The organism is Oribacterium sp. FC2011 (assembly GCF_000701645.1).
Taxonomy (GTDB): domain Bacteria; phylum Bacillota; class Clostridia; order Lachnospirales; family Lachnospiraceae; genus Oribacterium.
In genome coordinates, this window is sequence record NZ_JNJM01000066.1 from 1 (window position 1) to 1,325 (window position 1,325).

General features: G+C 43.7%; 1 protein-coding gene. It reads right to left on the reverse strand.

The window, feature by feature from the left end:
* Positions 1-1,216: IS30 family transposase (locus T357_RS0118405; protein ID WP_031555915.1), on the reverse strand; the 1,216-nt coding region annotated here is incomplete at its 3' end.
* Positions 1,217-1,325: the final 109 nt, after the last annotated feature.

Consider the following 1,325-nt stretch of genomic DNA (forward strand, 5'->3'; position numbering starts at 1 on the left):
GCTTAAATGGAGTGAGCCCACCAAGGCTTTCACGATTTGCACTGTTGATATGACTCATCATGAGATTTACATCATCCTGCGTAAGCCTGTCGAATGTAGTGGTTGTCTGTGGACAGATCTTGCGGATATATTCATGATTTTTCTCGCAATGAGGTTTCTGCCAGGATGCCATGGGGTCACAATAATAGATACTGGTGCGCAGTATATTGTCTACACCACATTCAAGCGCTTCCGGATGCTTGAATTCGCCCCCGCGGTCGGTAATTATCAGAGGCATGGTCTCACAGAACATTTGCGTGCCAATGGCTTTGTTGATATTATCGAATGTATTCTCCACGCCAATGGCTTCTTTTGAGTTGAGCAGAAATGCCATCATGAAATCTGCCGGACAGAAATGAAGCGTCAGGAGCACTTTGTGGCTGCCTTCCGGACCTACAACAGTATCCATCTCAGTTATTTTTGTATCCGGATACTCTTTGATGAATGACTGGTAGTCTTTGTAGGATCTGCCTTCAAAAATGCCTGTGTCATCGATTTCTGATGCATGGGCCTGGCGAGGTTTGTACTTAACCTGCTTGGGAAGGTCAAGATTGCATACTGACAGGGCGCCTTGATCAATGTAGTTATAAATGGTCTTTTCACACTGAGTGATCTCAGGATGATTTTGAAGGACCATGTACGGCGACTGACCATTGAGTATCAGGGGACTTACAGTTGCGTCCAGAGCCGCCAGAGCAGCTTCTGTTATGTTTAACCCTCTGCGGGATTCAACGAGTATTGTTTTGTATTCACTCTGCGCACGTACTGCCCTGTAATAAAATTTATCAAGTCTGCAGTAGGTCTTTTTTGGGCATCCGTTGCAGACAAAAGGAGCCTTATCAGTCAGAGGACAGTGATAATCGAAGGGCTTGTAATCCTCGCAATAGCTATGGCATTTATTGCAGTTCTTGCATTCGCGCTTACAGAACAGGACGGTACTGCATACATTTTTCTTGTGACAATCCTTGGCGTTAGCACATCTGTAAGGTTTTTCATTGAACTTGTTGTGTTCCTGAAAGACCCTGTGCTTCTTCACCTCCTTGGCAATAGTGGTAGGATCTTTGCCGAGCTCTGCACCTATTGCTCTGAAAGATACGGATAAGTCCAACCGTTTCTCAATAACAACGCGGTCATTTTGGTTCATGTGTTTCTGACTGGTCTGTATTTTTTTAGACATGGTTTTCTCTTTCTACTGCGAATAAGAAACCTGTCTAAGAATACACACATATGAATCAGAGTGTAAGACTTAATTCCGCATAATATGGAATTTACTATTTCATTCAATG